7 protein-coding genes are annotated in these 6,721 nt (G+C 61.0%); 5 read left to right on the forward strand and 2 right to left on the reverse strand.

Annotated elements, in window-relative coordinates:
• Positions 1-12: 12 nt before the first annotated feature.
• Entirely contained in the window at positions 13-1,197 is a 1,185-nt protein-coding gene (gene dnaN / locus WBQ44_RS08400; protein WP_495566250.1) for a DNA polymerase III subunit beta, read from the reverse strand.
• 570 nt (positions 1,198-1,767) lie between these two features.
• Positions 1,768-3,297, reverse strand: coding sequence for a chromosomal replication initiator protein DnaA (gene dnaA / locus WBQ44_RS08405; protein WP_495566251.1), 1,530 nt, complete (start codon positions 3,295-3,297; stop codon positions 1,768-1,770).
• A gap of 648 nt (positions 3,298-3,945) precedes the next feature.
• On the opposite strand from dnaA, the gene rpmH reads away from it, so the two are divergent.
• From rpmH to WBQ44_RS08430, 5 genes are all read left to right on the forward strand, one after another.
• Complete coding sequence (gene rpmH / locus WBQ44_RS08410; protein ID WP_026347786.1) at positions 3,946-4,089, forward strand: 50S ribosomal protein L34; 144 nt, start codon at positions 3,946-3,948, stop codon at positions 4,087-4,089.
• Between the two features lie 32 nt (positions 4,090-4,121).
• Positions 4,122-4,517 (forward strand): ribonuclease P protein component, encoded by a 396-nt coding sequence (rnpA, locus tag WBQ44_RS08415; protein ID WP_495566252.1) that lies wholly within the window; start codon positions 4,122-4,124, stop codon positions 4,515-4,517.
• Positions 4,514-4,852, forward strand: coding sequence for a membrane protein insertion efficiency factor YidD (gene yidD, locus WBQ44_RS08420; RefSeq protein ID WP_495566253.1), 339 nt, complete (start codon positions 4,514-4,516; stop codon positions 4,850-4,852). Before rnpA ends, yidD begins: the two co-directional genes overlap by 4 nt.
• A gap of 4 nt (positions 4,853-4,856) precedes the next feature.
• A complete protein-coding gene (yidC, locus tag WBQ44_RS08425; RefSeq protein ID WP_495566254.1) occupies positions 4,857-5,990 on the forward strand; it encodes a membrane protein insertase YidC in 1,134 nt (377 codons plus the stop codon).
• 91 nt (positions 5,991-6,081) lie between these two features.
• On the forward strand, positions 6,082-6,639 hold the full coding sequence (locus tag WBQ44_RS08430) for a Jag family protein (protein ID WP_495566255.1): 558 nt from the start codon (positions 6,082-6,084) through the stop codon (positions 6,637-6,639).
• Positions 6,640-6,721 lie beyond the last annotated feature (82 nt).

A 6,721-nucleotide genomic window follows, 5' to 3' on the forward strand; every position in this document is an offset into this window, starting at 1 on the left:
GTGTGTACCCGATCAGCCCGGCAGTCGAACCGGCATCAGCAGATACGTGTATGCGCTCTGCGGTGCCGCGAACTTGCCCGAAGCATCGGGTACCAATTCATCATCGGTGGTCGGGCGCAGAACCGCAGGCCTACTGGGCGTCGTGAAGCCGAATGTCACCTTCTGGCTGTGCAGCGAGGACAATCCGTCGATGAGATATCCCGGGTTGAACGCGATCGTCAGCGGCTCACCCTGGAAATCGGCCATCAGTGCTTCCTCGGCGCGGCCGGCGTCGTCGCCACCAGCTGACAACAACACGCCCTCGGACGAGAACTCGAGCCGAACCTGTGCGCCGCGCTCGGCGACGAGGGCGACGCGTTTGATGGCTTCGACGAGCGGTGCGATGTCGACGACCGCCACCGCAGTGTGCTCCGGTGGAAGCAGCTGACGGAACTTCGGAAAGTCCGCGTCGAGCAAACGCGTGGTGGTGCGACGGCCGTCGTTGATGATGCCGAGAAGGCCATCGGCACCGACGGTCGACCCGGAGCCGAGAGCGAGTTCGACGGGCGAACTTGCGTTGCTGGACAACGTTTTTGCCGATTCCGAGAGCGTGCGGGCCGGGATGAGAACCTCGGTCTTGGTCTCGCCGCCCACGGGCGTCCACTCGAGTTCGCGGACTGCGAGACGGAAGCGGTCGGTCGCAGCGAGGACCACGGTCGTGCCGGAAATTTCGACGCGAATGCCCGTCAGCATCGGGAGTGTGTCGTCCCTGCCCGCGGCTACGGCAACCTGAGCGATGGCCTCGGAGAAGACGTCGACGGGAATCGAACCGGTCTGAGTGGGGAGCTCGGGAAGCTGCGGGTAGTCCTCGACCGGCATGGTCGGCAGGGAGAACTTCGCGCTACCGCACGTGATGAGTACCCGGGTACCGTCGACGCCCACATCGACCGGCTTGTTGGGAAGCGATTTGGTGATGTCGGCCAGCAACTTGCCGGAAACGAGCACCCGCCCGGACGTTGCGACCTCTGCGGAGACGCGGACCTGCGCGGACACCTCGTAGTCGAACCCCGAGACGGTGAGTCCCTGCTCGTCGACGGCCAGAAGTACACCACCGAGGACCGGCACGGGCGGCCTGGACGGGAGGCTTCGAGCAACCCAGGCAACGGAATCGGAAAAATCTTCGCGAGCAACGCGAAACTTCAGACTTCCAAGCTCCATCGCTCGGTTTTTCCTCTCGTTCGGCAGCGGTCCATCTCTTCGCCGAGCGCAGTGTGCGCTCGTTACCGGTGCATCGATGAGTCTGACACAACCGGCAGATGCACACCGTATGCCCTTCGAGACCAACAGGAAAGCGGGAGGGGTCCGCTCGAGCGCCTTGTCCGGACGCCTCGAGCCGACCTGTGAACGGATCCTTCCCCAACACCTGTTTTGAAAGAGATTCCTTCCAAGAGAAATTCTTCGTATTAATAGGTCCTGTGGAATCTGTGCACGCAGCTGTCGCCTTGCTGGTCGTCAGGCGTGGTGCCGTGGGGATGAAATCGGGACCGATCGACCGTCGACCATGAACAGGATGTGGACAACTCTCGTCGGTGCACAGCCCCTCACAATCCATCCCCAGATGTGTGCGCTTATCCACATGCTTATCCACAGGTGTGAATCATTCGCACGAAGCACAAAAATTGGTTGGTTGGGTTGTCACTCGGACGGTGATCGCCGGGTGATTTCGGTCCGAGAACGCCGAAGGGCGGGTCCGAATGGACCCGCCCGCGACCGTGTGCAGAAAACCGGCTACCGCTTCGACCGCTGTTTGATGCGAGCGGTGAGTTCCTGCACCTGGTCGTACACCTTGCGGCGTTCGGTCATCTCCTTGCGAATCTTCTTGTCGGCGTACATGACCGTTGTGTGGTCGCGGCCGAAGGTCTGACCGATCTTCGGCAACGACAGATCTGTCAGTTCACGACAGAGGTACATGGCGATCTGCCTGGCCATCGCGAGGGCACGCGCTTTACCCGGCCCGCACAAATCGTCGATCGAGGTGTTGAAGTACTCGGCCGTCACGGCCATGATCGTCGCCGCATTGATCTCGAGGCTCGTGGAATCAGGAATGAGATCACGCAGCACCACTTCGGCGAGCGTCAGATCCAAGGCCTGTCCGTTGAGCGACGCGAACGCCGTCACGCGAATGAGAGCGCCTTCGAGTTCACGAATATTTCGCTCGATACGACTGGCGATCAACTCGAGGACGTCGTGCGGAACGTCGAGTCGATCCATTCGCGCCTTCTTGCTGAGAATGGCGATACGCGTTTCGAGTTCCGGCGGCTGAACGTCGGTGATGAGGCCCCATTCGAAGCGCGTACGCAGCCGCTCCTCGAGCGTCGCGAGTTGTTTCGGTGGGCGATCGGACGAGACGACGATTTGCTTGTTCGCGTTGTGAAGGGTGTTGAAGGTGTGGAAGAACTCCTCCTGAATGCCCTCCTTGCCCTCGATGAACTGGATGTCGTCGACCAGAAGAACGTCCGTCTCGCGGTAGCGGCGCTTGAACGCCACCTTGCGATCGTCACGAAGACTGTTGATGAAGTCGTTGGTGAATTCCTCGGTCGAGACGTACTTGACCCTCATACCAGGGAAGAGCCGTTGCGCGTAGTGTCCGGCGGCGTGCAGGAGGTGTGTCTTGCCCAAGCCCGACGCACCCCACACGAACAACGGGTTGTAGGCGCGGGCCGGCGCTTCGGCGATGGCGACGGCCGCGGCGTGCGCGAAGCGGTTCGACGCACCGATCACGAATGTGTCGAATGTGTATTTGGAGTTCAGGCTTCCTGCGCCCGGCGTCGGCGTCGACGATTCGGGTGGTTTTGTGAAGTACGTGGGCCAGGAGTTCTGAACACTGGCGAGTGCTTCGCGCTCGTCGTCGACTTCTTCGTAGTCGGCCGTCTCGGAATCGGACGGCTCCTCGTCGGTGCTGGTGAGGAACCGGCGGCGGTAGGTCGGGGAACTCGGGGTTTCCGGGTAGGAGCGCTCGACCTCGACCTTTTCTTCCTCGGGAGCGGAGATGCGGACGCCTAGTCCTTCGACTCCCTGACCGAGGTGACGGCCGAGTGCGTGCAGGATCGGTTCGCGAAGGTCGCGTTCGATCGCTTCCTGCGCGAACGACGACGGAACGGCGAGCAGCGCGAACCCCTGCGTCAGGGTCAGCGGCTCCACCAGGGCGAGCCATGCCTTTTGGCCCTTGGTCAGCGGCTGTCCGCTGTGCCGGTCGGACGTCAACTCCGTGACAACCTCTGGCCAGACGCGCGCCAGCGCACCCGGATCGTCGTTCACGGTGCCTCCCAATTCACAGACCCACGGTCTTCACAAACTGTCTTCACAGACTCACGGTCGAAACCTTGCAGACGGGAGCGAGAAAAGGTGCCCTCGAAAGCACCTCGCGCCGCATCGGGTTCGACTATCGTCCCCGACGACGAACATATCGGGGCGGTCACAATCGAGCACAGCACGCGCCCGGTACGAATATGCCACCTGTGCCGTGTTTCCACACAATTATCCACAGGTGTGGATGAACGACATCGGTGTCACCCCAATGGGGTCGCGCCGGGTGAAATGTGCTGCTTTCGTGCCCTTGACCTGCTGCTTTGTGAAACGAAGAATTCTCGAGCTACGGCGGCGGCCTGTGTACGAACGTGTCGACGACCTCTCCGAACGTTGTCCACAAGCCTTCGTCCCCAAGCCTGTGGATGAATTACAGCGATGTAGTCTTCGGTCGGCGGTTTGGGCGAGTTTGACCACCGCGAGCTCCGTCAGTACTCTCGAACAGTCACCCAAGGCGAGGTGACCGATGCTTGCTGGCTATACACAGTCTGTCTTCACTCGGATTACTCGCTCATGGGATGTAACTCGAGTTCGACCGAACTCAGTGACCACCACAAGTAGGCGCCATTTCGGCGTCCATGATCTCGAGGAGTGTTGACCGTGGCCAAGGGCAAGCGGACGTTCCAGCCGAACAACCGACGCCGCGCGCGCGTCCACGGCTTCCGTCTTCGTATGCGTACGCGTGCAGGTCGTGCAATCGTTTCCGCACGTCGCGGCAAGGGCCGCAAGGAACTCACCGCTTAATTCGTTGTTCGTCTGAATTTACGGAGCTCGGGGTGTTACCTGAGCCGCACAGATTGCACCGCACCGCGGATTTTTCGCGTGCCGTGCGTCGAGGCCGCCGAATGGGTAGACAAGACTTGGTTGTACACGCATTCACGCGTGACGATGCAAGCTCTGTCTTCAGTGTCGGCGAACCCAGATTCGGACTCATCGTCAGTAAAGCTGTCGGGCCGGCGGTAACTCGTCACAGAGTTGCGCGCCGGCTTCGGCATATCTGTGCTCAGCTCCTCACGGATGTCCCCGAAACCGCCGACGTCGTCATCCGAGCTCTACCCGGTGCCGCCGACTCGTCGTCGAAGGAACTGCATCGGCAACTCCGGTCCGGATTGAAGAAACTGGGCTACCTGGAGTCCGCGACCACTTCGGCGCCGAGAGATGCACGGCCATGAATGTTCTCCGCTTCACCCGTTCGCTACCCGCGCGAACGTTGATCTTCTGCATCGAGCTCTACCGAACCTATGTGTCTCCGCTCAGGCTGCCCACCTGCCGTTTCTCGCCCACGTGCAGTGAGTACGCAGTCGAGTCGTTGAAGACCCACGGTGCCGTCAAAGGGTCCCTGCTAGCCGTCGTCCGGCTACTGAAGTGCGCACCCTGGCACTCTGGTGGGTGGGATCCGGTACCGGAACACGGATCGTGGCGCCACCGAGCTCACCTCGATGCCGAACAGACTTTCACCGAAGACATCCACTCGCCTGTGGGAGTGGACGAACAGAGGAGTACATAGAGCCGTGCTCGATTTCATTTACTACCCGGTGTCCTGGATCCTCTGGGTCTGGCACAAGGTGTTCGGCGCCGCGTTGGGCCCGGACAACGGGTTCGCTTGGGCCTTGTCGGTGGTGTTCCTCGTGTTCACTCTGCGACTTCTCTTGTACAAGCCCTTCGTCAAGCAGGTCCGCACCACGCGGCAGATGCAGGAACTGCAGCCGCAGATCAAAGCGCTGCAGAAAAAATACGGCAAAGACAAGCAGCGCATGGCCGTCGAAATGCAGAAGCTCCAGAAGGAGCACGGCTTCAACCCGATCATGGGTTGCCTCCCTGTGCTGGCACAGGCGCCGGTGTTCATCGGTCTGTTCCATGTACTGCGGTCCTTCAACCGAACCGGTACCGGTTTCGGGCAGCTTGGGTTGACACCCGAGGAAACTCGCAATCTTCCGAACTACGCGTTCGACGTCGCGGACGTCAACTCGTTCCTCGACGCCCGTTTGTTCGGTGCCCCCATTTCGGCAATGATCACCAGCCCACAGAACCAGCTCGAGGCCTATGCCAACCCGGCTCTCGGATTGGGCATCCCGTCGACGATCAACATTGCACTCGTCGCCATCCCGCTGATGATCATTGCCGCGATCGCCACGCACATGAACTCCCGTGCATCCGTCGCACGTCAGAGTGAAGCAGCTGCCGCCAATCCGCAGTCGGCGATCATGAACAAGCTCGCGCTGTACGTCTTCCCGCTCGGTGTGCTGGCCTTCGGTGCATTCCTTCCCATCGCAATCCTCCTGTACTGGGTGAGCAACAACGCCTGGACCTACGCGCAGCAGCACCTCGTGTTCGGCAAGATCGACAAGGAAGAGGCAGCCAAGAAGAAGGAGGCCCTCGACAAGCGCACCGAAAGTGCGCCGAAGCCGGGCGTCAAGCCGCCGAGCAAGCCGAAGCCGGGTGCGCGTCCCAAGCTGTCGAAGATGGCCCCCACCGACATCGCCGCCGACGGTTCGGACGCAATAGATCCGACCTCGTCCTCCACAACAAACGGTTCCGGCAACGGGTCTTCCGGTAGCGGTACAACAGCCAGCGGAACAGCAGGGTCCAAGTCCAACCCGCGGCCGCAGGCCAACCGAAACAAGTCGAAGCGCAAGCGTCGCTGACGCCGAACACCAAGGACCGATGATGTCTGCAGAAACCGAAGTAACCAACACTGACAACGCAGTGAACGCTGGGGACGGAGCGAGTAAAGTCGTGGCAGTCGAAACAAAGAAGTCGGAGAAGGACCTCGAGGCAATCAGCCCCACGAATGAGGAATCCACCGATGTGGACGAGGACGACGAGGATTCCGAGGACTATCTCGTAGAAGAAGGCGAGATCGCCGGCGACTACCTCGAACAGCTCCTCGACGTTCTGGACTTCGACGGTGACATCGACCTCGACGTCGAAGGTGATCGTGCCGTGGTCAGCATCGACGGCGGATCCGACCTCAACAAGCTCGTCGGTCGAAAAGGCGAGGTTCTCGACGCTCTCCAGGAATTGACGCGCCTTGCCGTGCAGCAATCCACGGGCGAGCGCAGCAAGCTGATGCTCGATGTGGCCGGTTGGCGTGCGAATCGACGGAGCGAGTTGAGCACGCTCGGCATCGAGGCTGCACGCCGAGTTCTCGAAAGTGGCGAGCGCGAAGAGTTGGCCCCGATGACTCCGTTCGAGCGAAAGATCGTGCACGATGCAGTGGCGCGCATCGACGGCGTCGACAGCGAAAGCACCGGCGTCGAGCCGTCTCGTCGAGTGGTTGTCGTCAAGGCTTGACCGCAGCTTTTTCGAAGGGCCCCCAAGCTTCGGCTGGGGGCCCTTTTCTATCGGGTCTTGCGTTGTCGAATGCGTGTAATGG

The sequence above is a fragment of the Rhodococcus sp. (in: high G+C Gram-positive bacteria) genome (genome assembly GCF_049591685.1).
GTDB lineage: Bacteria > Actinomycetota > Actinomycetes > Mycobacteriales > Mycobacteriaceae > Rhodococcoides.

Excerpts from the sequence above, each read along its gene's own strand:
- dnaN (WP_495566250.1), bottom strand. The coding sequence starts at position 1,197 with ATGGAGCTTGGAAGTCTGAAGTTTCGCGTTGCTCGCGAAGATTTTTCC.
- yidD (WP_495566253.1), top strand. The coding sequence starts at position 4,514 with ATGAATGTTCTCCGCTTCACCCGTTCGCTACCCGCGCGAACGTTGATC.